Source organism: Enterobacter sp. Res13-Sevr-PEC09-46, from assembly GCF_015672585.1.
In the GTDB taxonomy this organism is placed as follows: Bacteria; Pseudomonadota; Gammaproteobacteria; order Enterobacterales; family Enterobacteriaceae; genus Enterobacter; species Enterobacter hormaechei_C.
This window is the reverse complement of the sequence record NZ_JADABR010000005.1, coordinates 363,258-385,175: the sequence shown is the minus strand read 5'-3', so window position 1 is coordinate 385,175 and position 21,918 is coordinate 363,258. Positions and strand designations below refer to the sequence as shown.

Below are 21,918 nucleotides of genomic sequence, written 5' to 3'. Positions count from 1 at the left end.
TCAAACTTTTCGGGCGGCTTCGTACGCCGCCAGCGTGGCGACGCGCGCCTGTTTATGGTCGACAATGGGACGGGGATAGTTCAGGGTAACACGCTGTTTATCCGCCCATACCCAGGGTTCATGAATGGCTTTGGCCGGGACATCCTTAAGCTCCGGCAGCCAGCGACGTATAAACTCGCCGTCGGCGTCAAATCGTTGTCCCTGCGTGGTCGGATTGAAGATCCGAAAATAGGGAGCCGCATCCGTTCCGGTGGAGGCCGCCCACTGCCAGCCGCCGTTATTCGCCGCCAGATCGCCATCGATCAGCTGAGAGATAAAATAACGTTCTCCGGTTCGCCAGTCGATAAGCAGATCCTTCACCAGGAAGCTGGCGGTAATCATACGCAGACGGTTATGCATCCACCCGGTTTCATTGAGCTGCCGCATAGCCGCATCAACAATCGGGAAGCCGGTGAGCCCACGCTGCCATGCTTTAAGCAGCTTCTCATTCGACTGCCACTGTACCTGTTCGGTCCAACGAATAAAGGGCCGATGTTTACACAAATCAGGATGATACGTCATCAGATGGCGATAAAACTCACGCCAGATCAGTTCGTTCAGCCACACTGCGCCCGCCCCCCCGTCTAAGGCCTGAGGCTGTTCCGCCAGCAGGCGATGTAAACACTGGCGCGGAGAGAGCGCGCCCAGCGCTAAACAGGCCGACAAGCGGCTGGTGCCTTCAGTCGCTGGAAAATCCCGTCGCGCCTCGTACTCCGCCGCCCCCTGCGTGCAGAACTGACGCAACCGGGCAATAGCTGCTTTCTCACTGGCGGGGAATAGTGTTTCATCGAACGACTGCTGGGGATAATTCAGCCTGATCGCCGGCAGATCCGTTATCGTTTCCCCTCTCACGGTCGGGGCGGTAACGCACTCAGGTAGTCCCTCTTTCAGGCGTTTGATAAAGGCATTTTTAAACGGCGTGAAAACTTTATACATCTCGTGGTTACCGGTCATTACGCTGCCCGGCGCGAGCATCACGCTGTCATCAAAGCCTTCACAGACCACGCCCGCAAGGGTTTTCTCCAGCTGACGATCCCGCTGTTGCTCGTTGAATTCATACTGATAGTTGTAATAAAGATGCGTTACTGCGTGCTGCTGGCAGATTGCCTGCACCGTCTGGCGCTGCGCGGCGAAATCATGGGCCTCTTTATAGATCAGCGGAATGCCTTTTTCAGCCAGTGAATGTTGCAGGTCATTCAGATACGCGCTGAGTAGTGCCACTTGCCGGGGCGCCATGTCATGCTGCCGCCACTGTTCAGGCGTGGCGATAAACAGTGCCAGCACATTCGCGTCTTTAGCGCGGCAGGCCGCCGCGAGAGCGAAGTTGTCGTGAATGCGTAAATCCGCGCGAAACCAAACCAGATGGGTGGGCATAAAACTCCTGGCAATTGTCCATTATGTCCGTAAGAGCATGCCGTAAAAGGAAAAAGGCACGCTTTGAACTACTTTGCCATGAAGTGTAGACGGGATGAAATAAAAAAGGCCGCCCAAGGCGGCCTTAACGCTACTTGTCCTGCGCTATCAGGGTAAAGGCAATAAACACATCCGGTTTATCACTCTTTACAACGAGTGCGCTGGCGACAATGAACGCGATGCATAAATAGCGTTTCACTATGCGGTCCCTGCTGCTAACCGCTCCACCTATCACCACCGGTGATAAATCGGTGGACACAAGCCCGGGTAGGTGGGCTGCTTTACGGCTATGGATACACCTTTCCCAGGACCGATGCCCATTTGCGAGATGGCGGAAAGGGACGTGGCATAATAATTAGCACCAACACCAAAAGTAAGTTATTTCAGTAAAATTAGGAATTTATAAAGGTGAAGTGGATTGTGAACTTTTTAAAGAAGGGTATGATAAAAATCCCGGGTAGGGGCTGCAAGATTACCCAACGGACCGCGAATCCCGAGGGACAAAAAAACCGCCACATTGCTGTAGGCGGTTTTTTTATGGCTACGATGTCACACCGTATCAGTAGAAATCGCAGGTCGCTTTCTCGGCCTGATCCATCCACACCGGCTTCTCGCTGGTTTTCGCCCAGACGCGGTGCAGGTAACTGTAGAAACGTGCGCGATCTTTCCAGAACAGCATCACCGGCAGGGCCAGCACGCCAGCCACTACGGCGAAAGTGCGACGCATGAAAATGATATGAGCCGGAAACTCTTTATAAAGATCCATAATTTTCTCCCCTGTAGTTGGCCGGAAACCGTCTCCGGAAAATGTGAAATCTGTGACCTGGTTAAAATAATACCGCTTTGTTTGTAATTTTACTACTCATCCGACCACTTATTTTCATTCATTTCGTGAATATTTACATTCCCGCCTGTAATTAAGTTACAAAAAAGTTAACGATTTACTTACAAATAGTTAAATTGTGGTCTTTCCCTTTTTATACTTTTTTTACACCTGCCCTTCTGATTTTTGCGAAATCTTTGCGCCATAAATCCTACCGTTTGTACAACAACAAAAGTCACCCGGAGGTGGATTGTGAGTGCAGGTCTGATTGCCGGCATCGTGCTGGTGTTCCTGTTATTGGGTTATCTGATTTATGCCCTGATTAATGCGGAGGCATTCTGATGGCTGCTCAGGCGTTTTTGCTTATTGCCAGCTTTTTACTGGTACTGTTTGTGCTCGCCAGGCCGCTGGGAACAGCGCTGGCGCGGCTGATAAACAACGTGCCATTGCCTGGCACGCGAAATATTGAAAACGTGCTCTGGCGCATTTCAGGTATCAGCGACCGGGAAATGAACTGGCGCCAGTACCTGATGGCGATACTGCTTCTGAATATCCTGGGACTTATTGCCCTCTTTACGCTGCTGATGCTCCAGGGCAGTCTGCCGTTGAACCCGCAGCAGTTACCGGGTTTATCCTGGCATCTGGCGCTGAACACGGCGGTCAGCTTTGTCACCAACACCAACTGGCAGTCTTACGCCGGTGAAACCACGCTCAGCTACTTCAGCCAGATGGCCGGGTTAACCGTGCAAAACTTTCTTTCTGCGGCCAGCGGTATCGCGGTGATCTTCGCCCTGACGCGCGCGTTTGCCCGTCAGAATGTCAGCACTCTCGGCAACGCCTGGGTTGATGTCACGCGCATCACTCTTTGGATCCTGGTGCCTGTTGCGCTGATTATTGCCCTGTTTTTTATTCAGCAAGGCACTCTGCAAAACCTGCTGCCTTATACCCCTTACACCTCGCTTGAAGGGGTCAGGGAACTCCTTCCTATGGGGCCGGTGGCGTCGCAGGAAGCGATCAAGATGCTGGGCACCAACGGCGGCGGCTTCTTCAACGCCAACTCATCGCATCCGTTTGAAAACCCAACGGCATTAACCAATTTTGTACAGATGCTGGCGATCTTCCTGATCCCCGCCGCGCTCTGCTTCGCCTTTGGCGATGTGGTTAACGATCGCCGCCAGGGACGTACGCTGCTGTGGGCGATGTCGTTGATCTTCGTGGTCTGTGTAGCACTGGTGATGTGGGCCGAATGGAACGGCAACAGCCACTTCATGCTGCTGGGGGCTAACAGCAATATCAACCTGGAAGGCAAAGAGAGCCGCTTCGGCATTCTTGCCAGCAGCCTCTATGCGGTGGTCACCACGGCGGCCTCCTGCGGGGCAGTGAACGCCATGCACGACTCTTTTACCGCGCTCGGCGGCATGATCCCGATGTGGCTGATGCAGATTGGCGAGGTAGTTTTCGGTGGGGTCGGTTCGGGGCTGTACGGCATGCTGTTGTTCGTTCTGCTCGCCGTGTTTATCGCCGGGCTAATGATCGGTCGCACGCCGGAGTATCTCGGCAAAAAAATCGACGTCCGCGAAATGAAATTAACCGCGCTGGCAATTCTGGTCACCCCCACCCTTGTGCTGCTCGGTACCGCGCTGGCGCTGATGACCGACGCCGGGCGCAACGGCATCTTTAACCCGGGCATTCACGGCTTTAGCGAAGTGCTTTACGCCGTTTCGTCTGCCGCCAACAACAACGGCAGCGCCTTTGCAGGATTAAGCGCCAACTCGCCGTTCTGGAACTGTTTGCTGGCGTTCTGCATGTTCATCGGACGTTTCGGCGTGATTATTCCCGTCATGGCGATCGCTGGAACACTGGTGAATAAGAAGATCCAGCCGACCACCACCGGTACGTTACCGACTCACGGCGCGCTGTTCGTCGGCCTGCTGATTGGCACCGTTTTGCTGGTGGGTGCCCTGACCTTTATCCCCGCCCTCGCGTTAGGCCCGGTTGCGGAATATCTCTCTTTACGCTGATTTTGCGGAGAATTTGTCATGAGTCGTAAACAACTGGCCCTGCTCGAACCGACGTTAGTTCGTCAGGCCCTCATGGATGCGGTAAAAAAACTGAGCCCGCGCGTGCAGTGGCACAACCCGGTGATGTTTATTGTCTGGACTGGAAGTTTACTCACCACCGCACTGGCGATTGCCATGGGAACGGGACACCTTTCAGGGAATGCAACCTTTACCGCCGCCATCAGCCTGTGGCTGTGGTTTACCGTGCTGTTCGCCAACTTCGCCGAAGCGTTAGCGGAAGGCCGCAGTAAGGCACAGGCCAACAGCCTGAAAGGGGTAAAAAAGACCGCCTTTGCGCGCAAATTACGCGAACCTAAATACGGCGCGCAGATGGACCACGTTCCGGCGGATGAACTGCGCAAAGGTGACGTGGTGCTGGTGGAAGCTGGCGACATCATCCCCTGCGACGGTGAGGTGATTGAGGGCGGCGCGTCGGTAGACGAAAGCGCCATTACCGGGGAATCCGCACCGGTGATCCGTGAGTCGGGCGGAGATTTCGCCTCAGTTACCGGCGGAACGCGCATTCTTTCCGACTGGCTGGTGATCCAGTGCAGCGTTAACCCGGGCGAAACCTTTCTCGACCGGATGATCGCCATGGTGGAAGGCGCACAGCGTCGTAAAACGCCGAACGAGATCGCCCTGACCATTCTGCTGGTGGCGCTCACCATTGTCTTCCTGCTGGCAACGGCGACCCTGTGGCCCTTCTCCGCCTACGGCGGTACAGCGGTTAGCATCACCGTACTGATCGCCCTGCTCGTCTGTCTGATCCCCACCACTATCGGCGGCCTGCTTTCCGCGATTGGCGTGGCGGGGATGAGCCGGATGCTGGGCGCGAACGTCATCGCCACCAGCGGACGCGCCGTTGAAGCGGCGGGTGACGTAGACGTGCTGCTGCTGGATAAAACCGGGACCATCACCCTGGGCAATCGTCAGGCCTCTGACTTTCTACCTGCTCCCGGCGTGGATGAAAAAACGCTGGCTGACGCGGCTCAGCTTTCCTCGCTGGCCGATGAAACGCCGGAAGGCCGCAGTATCGTGATCCTCGCCAAGCAGCACTTTAACCTGCGCCAGCGCGACGTTCAGAGCCTGCACGCCACGTTCGTGCCCTTTACGGCGCAAACCCGAATGAGCGGAATTAACATTCAGGACCGGATGATCCGTAAAGGGTCCGTTGATGCCATTCGCCGTCATATTGAAGCCAATAATGGACACTTCCCCCCGGAAGTCGACAACCTGGTGGAAAGCGTGGCGCGTCAGGGAGCAACCCCGCTGGTGGTGGCGGAAGGTGCAAGCGTTCTGGGGGTTATCGCCCTGAAGGATATCGTTAAAGGCGGTATTAAAGAGCGTTTCGCCCAGATGCGTAAGATGGGCATTAAAACAGTGATGATCACCGGGGATAACCGTCTGACTGCGGCGGCCATTGCCGCCGAAGCGGGCGTGGATGATTTCCTTTCCGAAGCGACGCCGGAAGCGAAGCTGGCACTCATTCGCCAGTATCAGGCGGAAGGCCGTCTGGTGGCGATGACCGGCGACGGCACCAACGACGCCCCGGCGCTGGCGCAGGCCGACGTGGCGGTGGCGATGAACTCCGGTACCCAGGCGGCAAAAGAGGCGGGCAACATGGTGGATCTCGACTCGAACCCGACCAAGCTGATCGAAGTGGTACATATCGGGAAGCAGATGCTGATGACGCGCGGCTCGCTGACCACGTTCAGTATCGCCAACGACGTGGCGAAGTATTTCGCCATCATTCCGGCGGCTTTTGCGGCAACCTACCCGCAGTTGAATGCCCTGAACGTGATGCACCTGCACTCTCCGGCCTCGGCCATTTTGAGCGCGGTGATCTTCAACGCGCTGATTATTGTCTTTCTTATTCCGCTGGCGCTGAAAGGGGTGAGCTATAAGCCGCTGACGGCCGCCGCCATGCTGCGCCGTAACCTGTGGATTTACGGTCTGGGTGGGCTGGTGGTGCCCTTTATTGGGATCAAGGTTATCGACATGCTGTTAACGCTGTTCGGGCTGGTTTAAAAGGTGGATCCAATGACGATGTTACGTCCCGCTATACTGTTGTTTATTCTGCTGTCTCTGATTACCGGCGGGCTTTACCCGCTGATGACTACCGCGCTGGGCCAGTGGTGGTTTAAAGATCAGGCCAACGGCTCGCTGATTATCCAGAACGGTGAAAACCGCGGCTCGCGTCTGATTGGGCAGAACTTTACGGACCCGCGCTACTTCCAGGGACGCCCTTCCGCCACTGCGGAAAGCCCGTATAATCCAATGGCCTCCGGCGGCAGCAATCTGGCTGGCAGTAATCCTGACCTGGACAAAGCCGTTGCTGAACGCGTTGCCGCCCTGCGCGCCGCGAATCCGCAGGCCAGCCGTGAGGTGCCGGTTGAGCTGATCACCGCTTCCGCGAGCGGGCTGGATTACAGCCTGACGCCGGATGCGGTGGTGTGGCAGATCCCACGCGTGGCAGCCGCCCGTCAGCTGACCGTCGAGCAGGTGAGCCAGCTGGTTGCAGAACATACGCAAAAGCCGCTGGTCAGCTTTATCGGCATGCCGGTAGTGAATATTGTTGAGCTGAATCTGGCGCTGGACGCGCTAAGGAAAAACTAAATGACCGACGAGCCCATGCGCCCGGATCCGGACAGGCTGCTTGAACAGACGGCTGAAGCCCACCGCGGCAAGCTGAAAATTTTCTTCGGCGCCTGCGCGGGCGTCGGGAAAACCTTCGCCATGCTGACGGAAGCCCAGCGGCTTCGGGCGCAGGGGCTTGATATTCTCATCGGCGTGGTGGAAACCCACGGTCGCAAAGAGACGGCTGCGCTGCTGACGGGGCTGGCGACGCAGCCGCCCCAGCGTATCAGCCATCGCGGGCGGCTGGTCACGGAGTTTGATCTTGATGCCGCCCTCGCCCGCCGCCCTGCCCTGATCCTGATGGACGAACTGGCGCACAGCAATGCGCCAGGCTCCCGCCATCCGAAGCGCTGGCAGGATGTTGAGGAGCTGCTTGAGGCAGGCATTGACGTCTTCACCACGGTGAATGTTCAGCATCTGGAAAGCCTGAACGACGTAGTGAGCGGCGTAACCGGTATCCAGGTGCGGGAAACCGTCCCCGATCCGTTTTTTGATTCTGCCGATGAAGTCGTACTGGTTGACCTGCCGCCGGACGATCTACGCCAGCGCCTGCACGAAGGCAAAGTGTATATTGCCGGCCAGGCCGAACGCGCCATCGAACATTTTTTCCGCAAAGGAAACCTGATTGCCCTGCGCGAGCTGGCCCTGCGCCGCACCGCCGATCGCGTTGATGACCAGATGCGCGCCTGGCGAGACCTACAGGGACAAGAGCGCGTCTGGCACACGCGGGACGCCATTCTGTTATGCATTGGTCACGGCAGCGGCAACGAAAAACTGGTTCGCACCGCCGCCCGGCTGGCAGCGAAATTTGGCAGCGTCTGGCACGCGGTCTACGTCGAAACGCCGCAGCTGCATGGTCTGCCAGAAAATCAGCGTCGCGCCATTTTGAGCGCGCTGCGGCTGGCGCAGGAGCTGGGTGCCGAAACCGCCACCCTTTCCGAACCGCAGGAAGATAAAGCCATTCTGCGCTACGCGCGCGAGCACAACCTGGGCAAGATTGTCATTGGACGTCGACAGCATCGCCGCTGGTTTAGCCGCGAATCTTTTGCCGACAGGCTGGCCCGCCGCGCGCCGGATCTTGATTTAGTCATCGTCGCGCTGGATGACAAGCCCGCCCCTCTGCCCAACCGTACGCCGGATGCTCGCACCTTTGGCGATAAATGGCGCATTCAGATCCGGGGTTGCCTGGTGGCCGTGGTCCTTTGCGCCCTGATTACGGTGATTGCCAGCCAGTGGCTCATCGCCTTCGACGCCGCCAATCTGGTCATGATTTATCTGCTCGGCGTCGTTGTGGTCGCGCTCTTTTATGGCCGCTGGCCGTCGGTGCTGGCAACGGTGATCAACGTCATCAGCTTCGACCTTTTTTTTATCGCTCCGCGCGGGACGCTTGCTGTCTCGGACGTGCAGTACATTCTGACCTTTGCCGTGATGCTTACCGTCGGGCTGGTGATCGGGAATCTGACGGCAGGCGTACGCTACCAGGCACGCATTGCCCGCTATCGCGAGCAGCGCACGCGCCATCTGTATGAAATGTCAAAATCGCTGGCGGTTGGCCGCACGCAGCGGGATATCGTGCAGACCAGCGAGCAGTTTATTCGTTCGACCTTTCATGCCAGTAACCTGATTTTGCTCCCCGACGAACAGGGGCGCCTTCGCCCGCTGACCTCCCCTTCGGGGATGACGCCCTGGGATGAAGCGATTGCCCGCTGGAGTTTCGATAAGGGGTTACCTGCCGGCGCCGGCACCGACACGCTGCCCGGCGTGCCTTACCAGATCCTGCCGCTGCGCAGCGCGGATAAAAATCACGGGCTGGTCATCGTCGAGCCGTCTAACCTGCGTCAGCTGATGATCCCAGAGCAGCAGCGCCTGCTGGAAACCTTCACCCTGCTGGTCGCCAGCGCCCTTGAACGGCTGGCGCTCACCGCCAGCGAAGAGCAGGCGCGGCTGGCAAGCGAGCGCGAAAGTATTCGCAATTCGCTGCTGGCAGCGCTGTCTCACGATTTGCGCACCCCGCTTACCGTGCTGTTTGGCCAGTCCGAAATTCTGACGCTGGATCTGGCGGCGGAAGGATCAAAGCACGCGATGCAGGCCAGCGAAATTCGCCAGCACGTGCTGAATACCACGCGCCTGGTGAACAACCTGCTGGACATGGCGCGCATTCAGTCCGGCGGGTTTAACCTCAAAAAAGAGTGGCTCACCCTTGAGGAGGTTGTCGGCAGTGCGCTGAAGATGCTGGAGCCGGGTCTCGGCGGGCGCCATATTGAGCTGGACATGCCGGAACCCCTGACGTTAATCCATGTGGATGGCCCGCTGTTTGAGCGCGTGCTGATTAATCTGCTGGAAAACGCGGCTAAATACGCCGGGACAAAGGCCCGGCTGGGGATTGCTGCCAGGGTGGATAAACGTGTGCTGCGGCTCGACGTCTGGGATAACGGGCCGGGTATTCCGGCCGGTCAGGAGCGCGCCATATTCGAAAAATTTGCGCGCGGTAATAAGGAATCCGCCATTCCGGGCGTTGGGCTGGGTCTGGCGATCTGCCAGGCGATTGTCGACGTGCATGGTGGCACCATTTCCGCAGAGAACCGCCCGGAAGGTGGGGCACGCTTTTGTGTTACACTTCCTCTTGAAACCCCACCAGAACTTGATGAATTACCAGAGGATTTGTGATTAACGTTCTGATTGTTGAAGATGAGCTCGCTATCAGCCGATTTCTGCGTACCGCGCTGGAAGGCGACGGTTTGCGCGTGCATGAAGCCGGAACGCTTCAACGGGGGTTAATTGAAGCCGCCACCCGCAAGCCAGATCTGGTGATCCTGGATCTGGGACTTCCGGATGGCGACGGCATCGATTTTATTCGTGAGGTGCGTCAGTGGAGCCAGATGCCCATTCTGGTGCTCTCTGCCCGCACCGAAGAGACGGATAAAATCGCCGCGCTGGATGCCGGAGCGGATGATTATCTGATCAAACCGTTTGGCATTGGCGAGTTACAGGCCCGGCTTCGTGTGGCGCTGCGTCGACACAGTGCCACGTCCCCTTCCGATCCGGTGTACGCCTTTAGCGATATCCGCGTCGATCTTGCCGCCCGCCGCATCGTGCGAGGGGAAGAAGAGATCCACCTTACGCCTATCGAATTTCGTCTGCTGGCCGTGCTGCTCAATAACCACGGAAAAGTGTTAACGCAGCGACAGCTGTTAAGCCAGGTCTGGGGACCGAATGCTGTCGAGCATAGTCACTATTTACGCATTTATATGGGACACCTTCGCCAGAAACTTGAAGCCGATCCCGCGCGTCCTCGTCATTTATTAACAGAAACCGGTATCGGATATCGGTTTATGATATGAATAAGTATTCAATTTAATTTTAAATAAAAAACATACCAGCCTGAATATAGCCATGAAAATAACGATGAGATTATTTTCATGGCTATATTCGCCCTTTTTTAAACACAATTAAAACATCAATTTAACACCAAACCAACAAAACAGCATTTTGATCTGCGTTATTCACTCAAAACGACTAATTATTTCTGAAATGATCGGTTATTGGTGATCTGTTTCACAGTTAATCCCTTTTTCCTGGATAAAATGACCATGCTTTCAATTACTGAAAGGAAACTGAACATGGAAAACAATAATCGTTTAATGCCCCATATAAGGCGGACAACACATATCATGATGTTTGCCCACCGTAACTGTTTTGACTTTCATCTCTTTAACGCCCGGTAGTCCTTCGACTTCTGGCGCATCTGCTTACAGGTTATCCTGAAAAACGCTATTTTACAGGCTGTTGCCTGTGAACACCTGCGCTCACTCCTTGTGATTCAGATTCTCCGCAACCGGGCGGACTGAATTCTACTCAGCAAAAAAGCAATTAACTGATTTCGTATCAGCGGACACGCTTTGCTTTTTTTTCCGGAAATAATCGATTTCTTTACCGCAAGAAGTCGAGGGCCCAATATTGCCTGAAATAAAGAGATAAAGATGAAAACGTTAAAAATTGCCGTCAGCCGTGCCTGCCCTGAATGCTTTACCACTTCGCGCGACATCGTGGATATCACCGCATCGGATTATATTGATGTGGCAGCCGTGGTTCTGGCCGTCAGCGATATTTTCAATGGCGCCATAGAAGAAATAGAAGCCACGGGATTCGGTATCCCGGTGTTTATTGCCACGCATAAAGAAGAAAGGGTTCCGGCTGAATTTCTGTCGCGTATTCACGGCGTTTTTGAGTACTCCGACACCAGCAATGCGTACTACGGACGCCAGCTTGAAGCGGCTGCGCAGAAGTACGAAACCCAGCTCCGCCCGCCGTTCTTCCGCGCGCTGGTCGATTACGTCCAGCAGGGGAACAGCGCGTTTGACTGCCCCGGACATCAGGGAGGCCAGTTCTTCCGCCGCCATCCGGCCGGAAACCAGTTTGTCGATTTCTTTGGCGAAACGCTTTTCCGCGCCGATCTGTGCAATGCCGACGTGGCAATGGGCGATCTGCTGATCCACGAAGGCGCGCCATGCATCGCCCAGCAGCATGCGGCAAAAGTCTTTAATGCGGATAAAACCTACTTCGTGCTGAACGGCACCTCCTCTTCCAACAAGGTGGTGCTCAATGCCCTGCTCACGCCAGGCGATCTGGTGCTGTTCGATCGCAATAACCATAAATCTAATCACCACGGGGCGCTGTTACAGGCGGGCGCGACGCCGGTGTATCTGGAAACGGCGCGCAACCCGTACGGGTTTATCGGCGGTATCGACGCACACTGTTTCGACGAGAGCTACCTGCGGGAGCTGGTGTCAGAGGTCGCGCCTGGCCGTGCGCGGGATGAACGTCCGTTCCGTCTGGCGGTGATCCAGCTGGGCACCTACGACGGTACCATTTATAACGCCCGTCAGGTGGTGGATAAGATTGGTCACCTGTGCGATTACATTCTGTTTGACTCCGCCTGGGTGGGTTACGAGCAGTTTATCCCGATGATGGCCGACTGCTCGCCGCTGCTGCTGGAGCTGAACGAAAACGATCCGGGCATTCTGGTGACCCAGTCGGTGCATAAGCAGCAGGCGGGCTTCTCGCAAACCTCGCAAATCCATAAGAAGGACAGCCACATAAAAGGCCAGCCGCGCTATGTCCCGCATAAACGCCTCAACAACGCCTTTATGATGCACGCCTCCACCAGCCCGTTTTATCCGCTGTTTGCCGCCCTGGATATCAACGCCCGCATGCACGAGGGGCAAAGTGGGCGCAACATGTGGATGGACTGCGTGGTGACGGGTATCGAAGCGCGGAAACTGATCCTTCAGAACTGTCAGTTTATTCGTCCGTTCGTGCCGGAGACGGTGGATGGCCGTCCATGGGAAAGCTGGGATACGGCCGAGATTGCTACCGATCTGCGCTTCTTCCATTTCGTTCCGGGCGAACGCTGGCACGCCTTTGAGGGATATGCCGAGCATCAGTATTTTATCGATCCCTGCAAACTGCTGCTGACTACGCCGGGCATCAACGCCCGCACCGGTGAGTACGATGATTTCGGCGTGCCCGCGACCATCCTCGCCAACTTCCTGCGTGAAAACGGCATCGTGCCGGAAAAATGCGACCTCAATTCCATTCTGTTCCTGCTCACCCCGGCGGAGGACATGGGCAAATTGCAGCAGCTCGTCGCCCAGCTGGTGCGCTTCGAAAAACTGCTCCAGAGCGATGTGCCGCTGAAAGAGGTTCTGCCCTCTCTTTATAAGCAACATCCGGAACGTTATGCGGATTATACCCTGCGTCAGATTTGTCAGGAGATGCATGACCTCTACGCCCGCCATAACGTGAAGCAACTGCAAAAAGAGATGTTCCGCAAGTCTCACTTCCCACGCGTCATGATGAACCCGCAGGAGGCGAACTATGCCTATCTGCGCGGTGAGGTCGAGCTGGTGTCCCTGCGCGACGCGGAAGGCCGTATCGCCGCGGAAGGCGCGCTGCCTTACCCACCGGGGGTGTTGTGCGTGGTGCCGGGAGAAGTCTGGGGCGGTTCCGTGCTGCGCTATTTCGCCGCGCTGGAAGACGGGATCAATCTGCTGCCGGGTTTTGCGCCGGAGTTACAGGGGGTTTACGTCGAGGAGTGTGACGGTCGCAAACAGGTGCGCTGCTACGTCATCAAACAACCTGCCGCTCAGCCATCGCTGCTGAAAGGAGAAAAATTATGAGTAAGGCCAACAAGATGGGCGTGGTGCAGCTCACTATTCTCACCATGGTGAATATGATGGGTTCGGGGATCATCATGCTCCCCACCAAGCTCGCTGAAGTGGGGACGATTTCGATTATCTCCTGGCTTGTTACCGCCGTGGGTTCGATGGCGCTGGCGTGGGCGTTTGCCAAGTGCGGCATGTTCAGCCGCAAGTCCGGCGGGATGGGCGGCTATGCCGAATATGCGTTTGGTAAGTCCGGTAACTTTATGGCGAACTATACCTATGGCGTGTCGCTGCTGATCGCCAATGTGGCGATTGCCATTTCCGCTGTCGGTTACGGCACAGAGCTGTTTGGCGCGACGCTGACCCCGGTGCAAATTGGGCTGGCGACCATCGGCGTGCTCTGGATCTGCACCGTCGCTAACTTTGGCGGCGCGCGCATCACCGGACAGCTCAGCAGCATCACCGTCTGGGGCGTCATCATCCCGGTTGTCGGCCTGTGCATCATCGGCTGGTTCTGGTTCAGCCCGACGCTGTACGCCAATTCCTGGAATCCGCATCACGTACCGTTCTTCACCGCCGTGGGATCGTCCATCGCCATGACGCTGTGGGCCTTCCTCGGGCTGGAGTCGGCCTGTGCGAATGCGGAAGTGGTGGAAAACCCGGAGAAAAATGTGCCGATCGCGGTACTCGGCGGGACGCTGGGGGCGGCGGTGATCTATATCGTCTCAACCAACGTGATTGCGGGAATTGTGCCCAACATGGATCTGGCTAACTCCACGGCGCCGTTCGGACTGGCGTTTGCGCAGATGTTTACGCCGGAGGTAGGGAAAGTGATCATGGGACTGATGGTGATGTCCTGCTGCGGCTCGCTGCTGGGCTGGCAGTTCACCATCGCCCAGGTATTCAAATCTTCCGCTGACGAAGGTTATTTCCCGAAAATCTTCTCCCGCGTCACCAAAGCGGATGCACCGGTGCAGGGCATGCTGGCGATTGTCATCTTCCAGAGCGGATTGTCGCTGATGACCATCAGCCCGTCACTGAACAGCCAGTTTAACGTGCTGGTCAACCTGGCGGTGGTGACGAACATCATTCCGTACATTCTGTCGATGGCGGCGCTGGTGATTATTCAGAAGGTGGCGAAGGTGGATCCGCGCAAAGCCCGGGCGGCCAATATCGTGGCGCTGATTGGGGCGATTTACAGCTTCTATGCGCTCTACTCGTCCGGTCAGGAGGCGATGCTGTATGGGGCGATGGTGACATTCATGGGCTGGACGCTGTACGGTCTGGTCTCACCACGGTTTGAACTGAAGAATAAACATAGTTAAAAAAGAAGCCCGGTGGCACTGGCGCTTACCGGGCCTACGAGGTCAATGCAAAACGGCAACCCTGAGGTTGCCGTTTTTTATGTTTTCTCCCTCTCCCAGTGGGAGAGGGCCGGGGTGAGGGCATCAGCCCGCACCAGATCACGACTTACGCGTTTTTCAGCACTTCGCTGACAATCTCTACCGCTTCTTTCTCAATCTGCTGACGATGCTCAGCGCCGAGGAAACTTTCGCAATAGATTTTGTACGCATCTTCCGTACCGGATGGACGCGCGGCGAACCAGCCGTTTTCGGTCATCACTTTCAGGCCGCCGATGGATGCGCCGTTACCCGGCGCCGCCGTCAGACGCGCGGTGATCGGGTCACCTGCCAGGGTACTGGCACTGACCATCTCCGGAGAGAGTTTTGACAGAGCTGCTTTTTGCGCAGACGTGGCGCCAGCCTGAATACGGTTATAGCTTGGCGCACCAAAACGTTCCGCCAGCTCGTTGTAATGTTCCTGCGGGTTCTTACCGGTGACCGCGGTGATTTCCGCCGCCAGCAGGCACATGATGATGCCGTCTTTATCGGTTGACCATGGGGTGCCGTCGAAGCGCAGGAAGGATGCCCCCGCGCTCTCTTCACCGCCAAAGCCGAAGCTGCCGTCGTGCAGACCATCAACAAACCACTTAAAGCCCACCGGCACTTCCACCAGCTTGCGACCCAGCGCGTCGACCACACGGTCAATCATAGCGGAAGAGACCAGCGTTTTACCCACCGCGACCTCTTTGCCCCACTGCGGACGGTGCTGGAAGAGATAATTGATTGCAACAGCCAGGTAGTGGTTCGGGTTCATCAGCCCTGCCGGGGTGACGATACCGTGGCGGTCGTAGTCCGGGTCGTTGGCAAACGCCAGATCGAACTTGTCGCGCAGCGCCAGCAGGCCAGCCATTGCGCATTCGGAGGAGCAGTCCATACGGATCGCGCCGTCTTTGTCCAGGTGCATAAAGCGGAAGGTCTGATCGACGTGATCGTTCACGATGGTCAGATCCAGCTTGTAGTGCTCGGCAATGCGTTTCCAGTATTCAATACCGGAGCCGCCCAGTGGATCCACGCCCAGCTTCAGACCGGCTTTCTGGATAGCGGCCATATCGACGATATCCGCCAGCCCTTCCACGAACGGCTGCACCAGATCCTGCTCTTTCACGTGGCCGGAGGCCATGGCTTCATCCAGCGAGATGCGTTTCACACCGTTCAGACCGTTAGCCAGTAACGCGTTGGCACGATCTTCCACCACTTTCGTGACGTTGGTATCCGCCGGGCCACCGTTAGGTGGGTTGTACTTGATGCCGCCATCTTCCGGTGGGTTGTGGGACGGGGTGATCACAATGCCGTCAGCCTGCGCGCCACCTTTTTTGTTGTGTACCAGAATAGCGTTAGAAACCGCTGGCGTTGGCGTAAAACCGTTGTTCTCCTGAACAATCACGTCTACGCCGTTCGCCGCCAGCACTTCCAGCACGGAGATAAAAGCAGGTTCAGACAGGGCGTGGGTATCTTTCCCTACATAGCACGGACCGGTGACGCCATTTTTGGCGCGCTCTTCCGCGATGGCCTGAGCAATGGCCAGAATGTGCGGTTCGTTAAAGCTGTGGCGCGCCGCACTACCGCGGTGGCCAGATGTACCAAACTTCACTGCGTGTTCTGCGTTGCCCACCACCGGCTTCAGCACGTAGTACTGCGCGGTCAGTTGAGCGACGTTAATCAAATCGCGTTGTTGTGCAGGTTGTCCTGCACGGCTGTGATTTGCCATTGCCTGGTCCTTCTGATGCAAGGGTTAAATTGTACCGCAAACCTTTTCGATCAATTCCGCCGGGAACTGCATGGACTGCATGATATGTTCGATCATGCTGCACTTACGGCCCGTATTGGTGTTGGTGATCACCCAGTATGGTGTACCAGGAACGTGTTTGGGTTTGGTTTGGTTGCCATTTTGCAGCAGGGTCTGCTCGTCGCCTGCGAAGTAAACGCGCGTGCGACCGTGCAGCGACTCTGTCGCTTCTGCAAATGCGTTGTTATCCAGTGAGTAAAGTGTAGACAGCACCAGCATAAAGCGGTTAACCGCCTTTTTCTGCTCGGCATATTCATCGGACAGCAGCAGCTCGCGCATCGCTCGCACTTTGTCTTTTGCCGGCATGACGGCAGGTTTTACTTGTGCAACAACGCTCGGCTGAGACACGACATCTTTAGTGACAGGAGTGGGCTGTGAGGCGGCGGAAATTTTGAGCATGCGCCGTAAAATGTCGGACGCGCTCTCCCCAATATGCCGCGTCTGGCTGGCAATATACTGATAGAGTTCGTCATCAACTTCGATTGTTTTCATCTTAATCCAGTGCGATATCTTATCTGAATACAAGTCGTTGAGATTATAAGGTCAAATCCCAACAGCGGATAGCGTCAAACCAGGTTGGCGGCAAAAGTCAGATTAAACTGGATCCTTGCCCCCGGGCGGCAGAATGGTCAACATGATACCCTAACCTGACAAACCTAAAAAAAGAACTTTGCCATGAAATTGAATACCCGAGCGCAAACTGCACAATCGCCGAACAATAATTCTCCCATCGTACTGGTTCACGGCCTGTTTGGTAGTCTGGATAATCTGGGTGTGCTGGCGCGCGATTTAGTGACCGATCACGCGATCCTCCAGGTTGATATGCGCAATCACGGTCTTTCTGGGCGCTCGGAGGAGATGACCTACGCAGCCATGGCGCAGGATCTGCGGGACACCCTCGATGCGAATAATATCCAGAAAGCGACGCTTATCGGGCATTCAATGGGCGGCAAAGCGGTGATGGCGCTCACTGCGCTGGCCCCTGAGCGAATTTCCGGGCTGGTGGTCATCGACGTTGCGCCCGTCAATTACGACGTTCGCCGTCACGATGAGATTTTTGCCGCCATCAATGCGGTCACCGAAGCGGGTGTCGCAACCCGCCAGCAGGCGGCTGCCGTTATGCGTGAGCATCTTGATGAGGAAGGCGTAGTTCAGTTCCTGCTGAAATCGTTTGTTGACGGACAATGGCGCTTTAACGTCCCGGTATTGTGGGATCAGTATTCGCATATTGTGGGCTGGGAAACCGTCCCCGCCTGGCCGCACCCTACCCTTTTTATTCGCGGCGGCAACTCCCCTTACGTCACTGATGCGTACCGTGACACGCTGCTGGCGCAATTCCCGCAGGCTCGCGCTCACGTTATTGCGGGTGCCGGGCACTGGGTACACGCGGAAAAACCGGATGCCGTCCTGCGCGCCATTCGCCGCTATCTTACTGATACAGCGAATTGATTAAAAAGCCAGCGACCGGAAGACGACGGGCTTCCAGTCGTTGGCGTGTGGATTTGGGTGATGTATGATGGCGCGCTTATCGCCCGGGCATTAGCAGGGCGGCGTGTTTCCCCCGAAGTCTCAGAATCATGGCCAAAGAACAAACGGACCGTACGACACTAGATCTGTTCGCGAATGAGCGTCGACCGGGACGACCGAAAACGAATCCGCTTTCGCGCGATGAACAGCTGCGTATCAATAAACGCAACCAGCTTAAACGCGATAAAAATCGTGGGCTTAAGCGTGTCGAACTGAAGCTTAATGCCGATGCCGTCGATGCGCTTAACGAGTTAGCTGACGCGCGCAACATCAGCCGCAGCGAACTGATCGAAGAGATGCTGATCGCCCAGCTTGAGACGTTACGCGGCAAGGCGTGAGTCAGAAAATCCCCAATATTACCTTTTTCATGTAGCACAGAGTGCAGTCCTGCGTGATAGCTGTTTCCGCAGGGTTGCCTGTTCTGCTATTATTGCCCTTATCCGTGGACAATTTGCGCCACCATACCATTAAGTTTCAAGAGGTTATTTTACTCATGGCAATCATCGGCATTTTCTTTGGCAGTGATACCGGCAATACTGAAAATATCGCAAAAAACATTCAAAAACAGCTCGGTAAAGACGTTGCTGATGTGCATGACATCGCCAAGAGCAGCAAAGAAGATCTCGAGGGCTATGACATCCTGCTGCTGGGCATCCCGACCTGGTACTACGGTGAAGCACAGTGTGACTGGGACGATTTCTTCCCGACGCTGGAAGAAGTAGACTTCAACGGCAAGCTGGTTGCCCTGTTTGGCTGTGGCGATCAGGAAGACTATGCTGAGTATTTCTGTGATGCGCTGGGCACTATTCGCGACATCATTGAGCCACGCGGTGCGGCGATCGTCGGTCACTGGCCAACGGCGGGTTACCATTTCGAAGCGTCCAAAGGTCTGGCAGATGACGATCACTTCGTTGGCCTGGCCATTGATGAAGACCGTCAGCCAGAGCTGACCGCTGAGCGTGTAGAAAAATGGGTTAAGCAGGTTCGTGAAGAGCTGAACCTGGACGATATCCTTAACGCCTGATATCCCTGCGGCGCAACTCCGGTTGCGCCCGTTTTCCAGGTAAAACCGATTAAATTAATTGCTACAAACTTTTAACTTTTTCGCCCAGACCTGTACAATATCCCCCTGGTAAAAAGTGGGTGCCATCGAACAAGTTTGTTGGTGATACCACGTTTTTATAAGCATACTTTGCTTGAGACTTGCAGTTTTCATTTAGCCATGGCAGTTCTATAATGAGACGCATTATCCCAAGTGCATTTTCTGTCACTTCTTCTTTTGAAGTGAATCGTTTAGCAACAGGACAGATTCCGCATGACTGACAACAATACCGCATTAAAGAAAGCTGGCCTGAAAGTAACGCTTCCTCGGTTAAAAATCCTTGAAGTGCTTCAGGGGCCAGACAATCACCATGTCAGTGCGGAAGACCTTTATAAGCGTCTTATCGATATGGGTGAAGAGATTGGGCTGGCAACCGTCTATCGTGTGCTGAACCAGTTTGATGACGCGGGCATTGTTACTCGTCATAATTTCGAAGGCGGTAAATCCGTGTTCGAGCTGACTCAGCAGCATCACCACGATCACCTGATCTGCCTCGACTGTGGCAAGGTCATTGAATTTAGCGATGATTCCATTGAATCACGCCAGCGTGAAATCGCCGCCCGTCATGGCATCCGCCTGACCAACCACAGCCTGTACCTGTACGGTCACTGCGCTGAAGGCGATTGCCGCGAAGACGACCACGCGCACGACGCGAAATAATATCGTGTTCATACTCTGAGCCAGCCGTAAGGTTGGCTTTTTTTTGCCTGAAAAAAGTCCGGTGGCGCTGCGCTTACCGGGCCTACGGGCTGTGACACCGTTGTAGGCCCGGTAAGCGCAGCGCCACCGGGCATAAAGCAACTTATTTATTGTTATTGCGAATCTCGTCCCAGATCTTATCGCAACGCTTCGCCACTTCCTGATCGTTACCGCTTTTCCGCGCCTGGATACAGGCCTGGTAATCCATCACGCGAACATTTTCCTGCGTCGCAAACTGCTCATGCGCTTTCTCTTTTTTCAGCACATTCAGCACGCTCTGGCAGGCTTCAATCTTCTCTGGCGATCCTTGTGCTGTATTGATGCAGGCGCTATACGCCTCCTTCAGACGGGAGTCTTCTTTCTGCGCCTGATCCTGCGCACACGCCACCAGCCCCGATGCCAGCAGCGCAACGATTACCATTTTTTTCATCATATGCAGTCTCCATGCAGGCGGGATTTCGCCCGCCTGCGTATTCATCAGAAGATTGTGAATGGCGCAATGACCATGAATTTCACGTCACGTTCATCCTGGAAGATGTTGCCGTAACCGCCCGCGTAGCTCGGGATATCGGAGTGGTTGTCATACTGGGTGAAGTGCAGTTTGAACATCGTGCCTTTCGCACGGCCCTCCTGAAGGGTGTAAATCGCATCCAGACTGTATGAAGACTCTTTCAGACGGTAATTCGGATCGTAGTAGGCGTCTGGCGTAGCCATATCTGCTGGCTTCGCGTCCCAGGCGTACGCGTAGGACGCACCCACTGCCCAGCCAGGCAGGTTCCAGTTCTTCAGGTCATACATTGCGCCGAAGAAGACCGCCTTTTCGCCGTCGGCGTTGAAGTCAGAGCGGTTATCCCACCAGATATCCAGACGACCATTGGAAGAGGCGTAGGTTGGCGTCATACGTTGCAGGAAGTAGCCCTGCTGCCCTTCTGCCTTGACCCATGTTCCCTCCAGACGTAAATCAACCTGACCTACCTTGTAGCCGAAGGTCAGCGCCTGTAACCACGCGGTGCCGTCATAGATATCATTTACGCTGCCATCACTGACTTTGTCGCGCGTACCGTAGAACTGATAGCTGGTGCTCAGCGGGCTACCCGCGATATCAAATTTGTAGCTGGCTTTAGCAAAGTACTGATCGATATAGCCTTCAGCCTGACCAAAAGCAGCTTCCAGCACCAGATCGTTTTTGAAGTCGTACTTCGCCCCCAGCGAGTGGAGATAATCAACTTTGGTTTTTTTATCGTTCTGATAGAACTTGTCCATCTCAATGTGCCACGGCGCTTTGTACTCGTTGGTCCACATATAGGAGAAGCTCAACGCCCCCGCATCGCCGTAGTCAAAATTAGCACCGGCTTCCGCACCCTGATAGGTACCTGGCATAAAGCTCCAGTGCGGTGCTAACAGCGTCTGGCCGGTTGGCTGGATATAACCTCCACGCGCCCAGACCGGACCATATTTGAATTTTGCAGCCGCTTTATACAGGCTGATTCCGCTTTTATCGCCGGACCAGTCTTCGTCGTAGGCTTTATTGCTGGAGGAGAACGCAATTTCGTTCGGATGGCCGCTGTCGCCATTTTCGGCCATTTCAATTGCGGTGAACGCTGCAATATCGATCCCGAACATATCGGCGGCATATCCCGACTGGAAATCAAGGTTAGCGTTCCAGGTCGAGTGAGAAAGGTTGGTTTTGTATTTATCTTCAGTGACGTCTTTACGGTCACGCTCACGCTGCCAGTAATAAATACCGCCCGTGAGGGTGGAATCTTCGATGAAACCTGCTGCTTTTGCCTCTGGCGCAACCACCAGGCCCGACATTGCTGTCACACCGGCGATAGCCAGCGCCAGCGCACTACGTTTGCCACTGAACGTACGCATAGATTATTCCTCTTTGACGAATTAAAACGCCTTAAACGGCGAAAAACAGAAAAGACCAAGTGGTCAGGGGTAGTCAGAAATACCCTCGAATTAACTACCGTCTTTAGGTTATTTTTCGCGACGCGAATTATCAATGCTTTTAATCAGGCAAAACTCAGGATTATGACGAAGAGCACATATTTCGTAGTGCTTTGTAACATTTACCGGGAAGCAAGTACTGGCGGGGGAATACGCTAATTTTCAGTAAGTAACATTGATATTGTGAATATATTTTTCAGCGTTTCTGTTTTTGGAAAACAACAAACTTTTTTAAATAAAATAAGTAGCACCACATTGACCTGGAATGTTGGCTTTAATTCATCATCCCGATGCTTAACGACATGATCGTTA

Annotated in this window: 19 protein-coding genes and 1 pseudogene; 14 read left to right on the top strand and 6 right to left on the bottom strand. The window is 55.2% G+C overall.

All coding sequences use genetic code 11. From position 1 onward, the window contains the following. Both phrB and IMQ56_RS03085 read right to left on the bottom strand, forming a co-directional pair. The gene (gene phrB / locus IMQ56_RS03090; protein WP_023296128.1) at positions 1 to 1,413 is read right to left on the bottom strand and encodes a deoxyribodipyrimidine photo-lyase; all 1,413 of its coding nucleotides are present in this window, start codon (positions 1,411 to 1,413) and stop codon (positions 1 to 3) included. Between the two features lie 598 nt (positions 1,414 to 2,011). After that, positions 2,012 to 2,218 carry a YbfA family protein gene (locus tag IMQ56_RS03085; RefSeq protein WP_003858637.1) on the bottom strand — a complete coding sequence of 69 codons (207 nt, stop codon included), beginning with the start codon at positions 2,216 to 2,218 and terminating at the stop codon, positions 2,012 to 2,014. A gap of 309 nt (positions 2,219 to 2,527) precedes the next feature. On the opposite strand from IMQ56_RS03085, the gene kdpF reads away from it, so the two are divergent. The 9 genes from kdpF to potE all read left to right on the top strand — a co-directional run bounded on the left by kdpF (position 2,528) and on the right by potE (position 14,461). Further along, a complete protein-coding gene (gene kdpF, locus IMQ56_RS03080; RefSeq protein ID WP_003858638.1) occupies positions 2,528 to 2,617 on the top strand; it encodes a K(+)-transporting ATPase subunit F in 90 nt (29 codons plus the stop codon). Continuing rightward, on the top strand, positions 2,617 to 4,296 hold the full coding sequence (gene kdpA / locus IMQ56_RS03075) for a potassium-transporting ATPase subunit KdpA (RefSeq protein ID WP_032102596.1): 1,680 nt from the start codon (positions 2,617 to 2,619) through the stop codon (positions 4,294 to 4,296). The genes kdpF and kdpA overlap by 1 nt, the downstream gene beginning before the upstream one ends. Positions 4,297 to 4,314: 18 nt before the next feature. Further along, entirely contained in the window at positions 4,315 to 6,363 is a 2,049-nt protein-coding gene (gene kdpB, locus IMQ56_RS03070) for a potassium-transporting ATPase subunit KdpB (RefSeq protein ID WP_045907117.1), read from the top strand. A 12-nt stretch (positions 6,364 to 6,375) separates the two neighbouring features. Further along, positions 6,376 to 6,951 (top strand): potassium-transporting ATPase subunit KdpC, encoded by a 576-nt coding sequence (kdpC, locus tag IMQ56_RS03065; RefSeq protein ID WP_015571119.1) that lies wholly within the window; start codon positions 6,376 to 6,378, stop codon positions 6,949 to 6,951. After that, positions 6,952 to 9,639 carry a two-component system sensor histidine kinase KdpD gene (gene kdpD, locus IMQ56_RS03060; protein ID WP_015571120.1) on the top strand — a complete coding sequence of 896 codons (2,688 nt, stop codon included), beginning with the start codon at positions 6,952 to 6,954 and terminating at the stop codon, positions 9,637 to 9,639. It abuts the gene before it with no gap. Continuing rightward, the gene (kdpE, locus tag IMQ56_RS03055; protein WP_033486402.1) at positions 9,636 to 10,313 is read left to right on the top strand and encodes a two-component system response regulator KdpE; all 678 of its coding nucleotides are present in this window, start codon (positions 9,636 to 9,638) and stop codon (positions 10,311 to 10,313) included. The genes kdpD and kdpE overlap by 4 nt, the downstream gene beginning before the upstream one ends. Positions 10,314 to 10,592: 279 nt before the next feature. Further along, the gene (speFL, locus tag IMQ56_RS03050) at positions 10,593 to 10,697 is read left to right on the top strand and encodes a leader peptide SpeFL (RefSeq protein ID WP_003858645.1); all 105 of its coding nucleotides are present in this window, start codon (positions 10,593 to 10,595) and stop codon (positions 10,695 to 10,697) included. 255 nt (positions 10,698 to 10,952) lie between these two features. Continuing rightward, positions 10,953 to 13,151 carry an ornithine decarboxylase SpeF gene (speF, locus tag IMQ56_RS03045; protein WP_015571121.1) on the top strand — a complete coding sequence of 733 codons (2,199 nt, stop codon included), beginning with the start codon at positions 10,953 to 10,955 and terminating at the stop codon, positions 13,149 to 13,151. Next, a complete protein-coding gene (gene potE, locus IMQ56_RS03040) occupies positions 13,148 to 14,461 on the top strand; it encodes a putrescine-ornithine antiporter (protein WP_003858648.1) in 1,314 nt (437 codons plus the stop codon). Before speF ends, potE begins: the two co-directional genes overlap by 4 nt. Positions 14,462 to 14,606: 145 nt before the next feature. On the opposite strand, the gene pgm is transcribed toward potE, so the two are convergent. Together pgm and seqA are read right to left on the bottom strand one after the other, a co-directional pair. After that, positions 14,607 to 16,247 (bottom strand): phosphoglucomutase (alpha-D-glucose-1,6-bisphosphate-dependent), encoded by a 1,641-nt coding sequence (gene pgm, locus IMQ56_RS03035; RefSeq protein WP_003858649.1) that lies wholly within the window; start codon positions 16,245 to 16,247, stop codon positions 14,607 to 14,609. 24 nt (positions 16,248 to 16,271) lie between these two features. Beyond that, positions 16,272 to 16,817: a replication initiation negative regulator SeqA gene (gene seqA / locus IMQ56_RS03030; RefSeq protein ID WP_003858650.1), complete on the bottom strand. Its 546-nt coding sequence runs from the start codon at positions 16,815 to 16,817 to the stop codon at positions 16,272 to 16,274. Positions 16,818 to 17,000: 183 nt separating this feature from the next. On the opposite strand from seqA, the gene ybfF reads away from it, so the two are divergent. The 4 genes from ybfF to fur all read left to right on the top strand — a co-directional run bounded on the left by ybfF (position 17,001) and on the right by fur (position 19,614). Continuing rightward, on the top strand, positions 17,001 to 17,774 hold the full coding sequence (gene ybfF / locus IMQ56_RS03025) for an esterase (protein WP_023296122.1): 774 nt from the start codon (positions 17,001 to 17,003) through the stop codon (positions 17,772 to 17,774). Between the two features lie 128 nt (positions 17,775 to 17,902). Then, the gene (gene ybfE, locus IMQ56_RS03020) at positions 17,903 to 18,190 is read left to right on the top strand and encodes a LexA regulated protein (protein WP_003858652.1); all 288 of its coding nucleotides are present in this window, start codon (positions 17,903 to 17,905) and stop codon (positions 18,188 to 18,190) included. A 155-nt stretch (positions 18,191 to 18,345) separates the two neighbouring features. Then, on the top strand, positions 18,346 to 18,876 hold the full coding sequence (fldA, locus tag IMQ56_RS03015; RefSeq protein ID WP_003858653.1) for a flavodoxin FldA: 531 nt from the start codon (positions 18,346 to 18,348) through the stop codon (positions 18,874 to 18,876). Positions 18,877 to 19,167: 291 nt separating this feature from the next. Further along, positions 19,168 to 19,614: a ferric iron uptake transcriptional regulator gene (gene fur / locus IMQ56_RS03010; RefSeq protein WP_010428651.1), complete on the top strand. Its 447-nt coding sequence runs from the start codon at positions 19,168 to 19,170 to the stop codon at positions 19,612 to 19,614. Positions 19,615 to 19,756: 142 nt separating this feature from the next. Here fur and chiQ read toward each other — a convergent pair whose 3' ends face one another. Together chiQ and chiP are read right to left on the bottom strand one after the other, a co-directional pair. Beyond that, on the bottom strand, positions 19,757 to 20,083 hold the full coding sequence (gene chiQ / locus IMQ56_RS03005; protein WP_032102682.1) for a ChiQ/YbfN family lipoprotein: 327 nt from the start codon (positions 20,081 to 20,083) through the stop codon (positions 19,757 to 19,759). A 47-nt stretch (positions 20,084 to 20,130) separates the two neighbouring features. Beyond that, positions 20,131 to 21,528 carry a chitoporin gene (chiP, locus tag IMQ56_RS03000; RefSeq protein WP_017694280.1) on the bottom strand — a complete coding sequence of 466 codons (1,398 nt, stop codon included), beginning with the start codon at positions 21,526 to 21,528 and terminating at the stop codon, positions 20,131 to 20,133. Positions 21,529 to 21,615: 87 nt separating this feature from the next. Here chiP and IMQ56_RS22960 point away from each other — a divergent pair. Beyond that, a pseudogene (locus IMQ56_RS22960) lies at positions 21,616 to 21,714 on the top strand (methionine synthase); the annotation flags it as partial. Positions 21,715 to 21,918 lie beyond the last annotated feature (204 nt).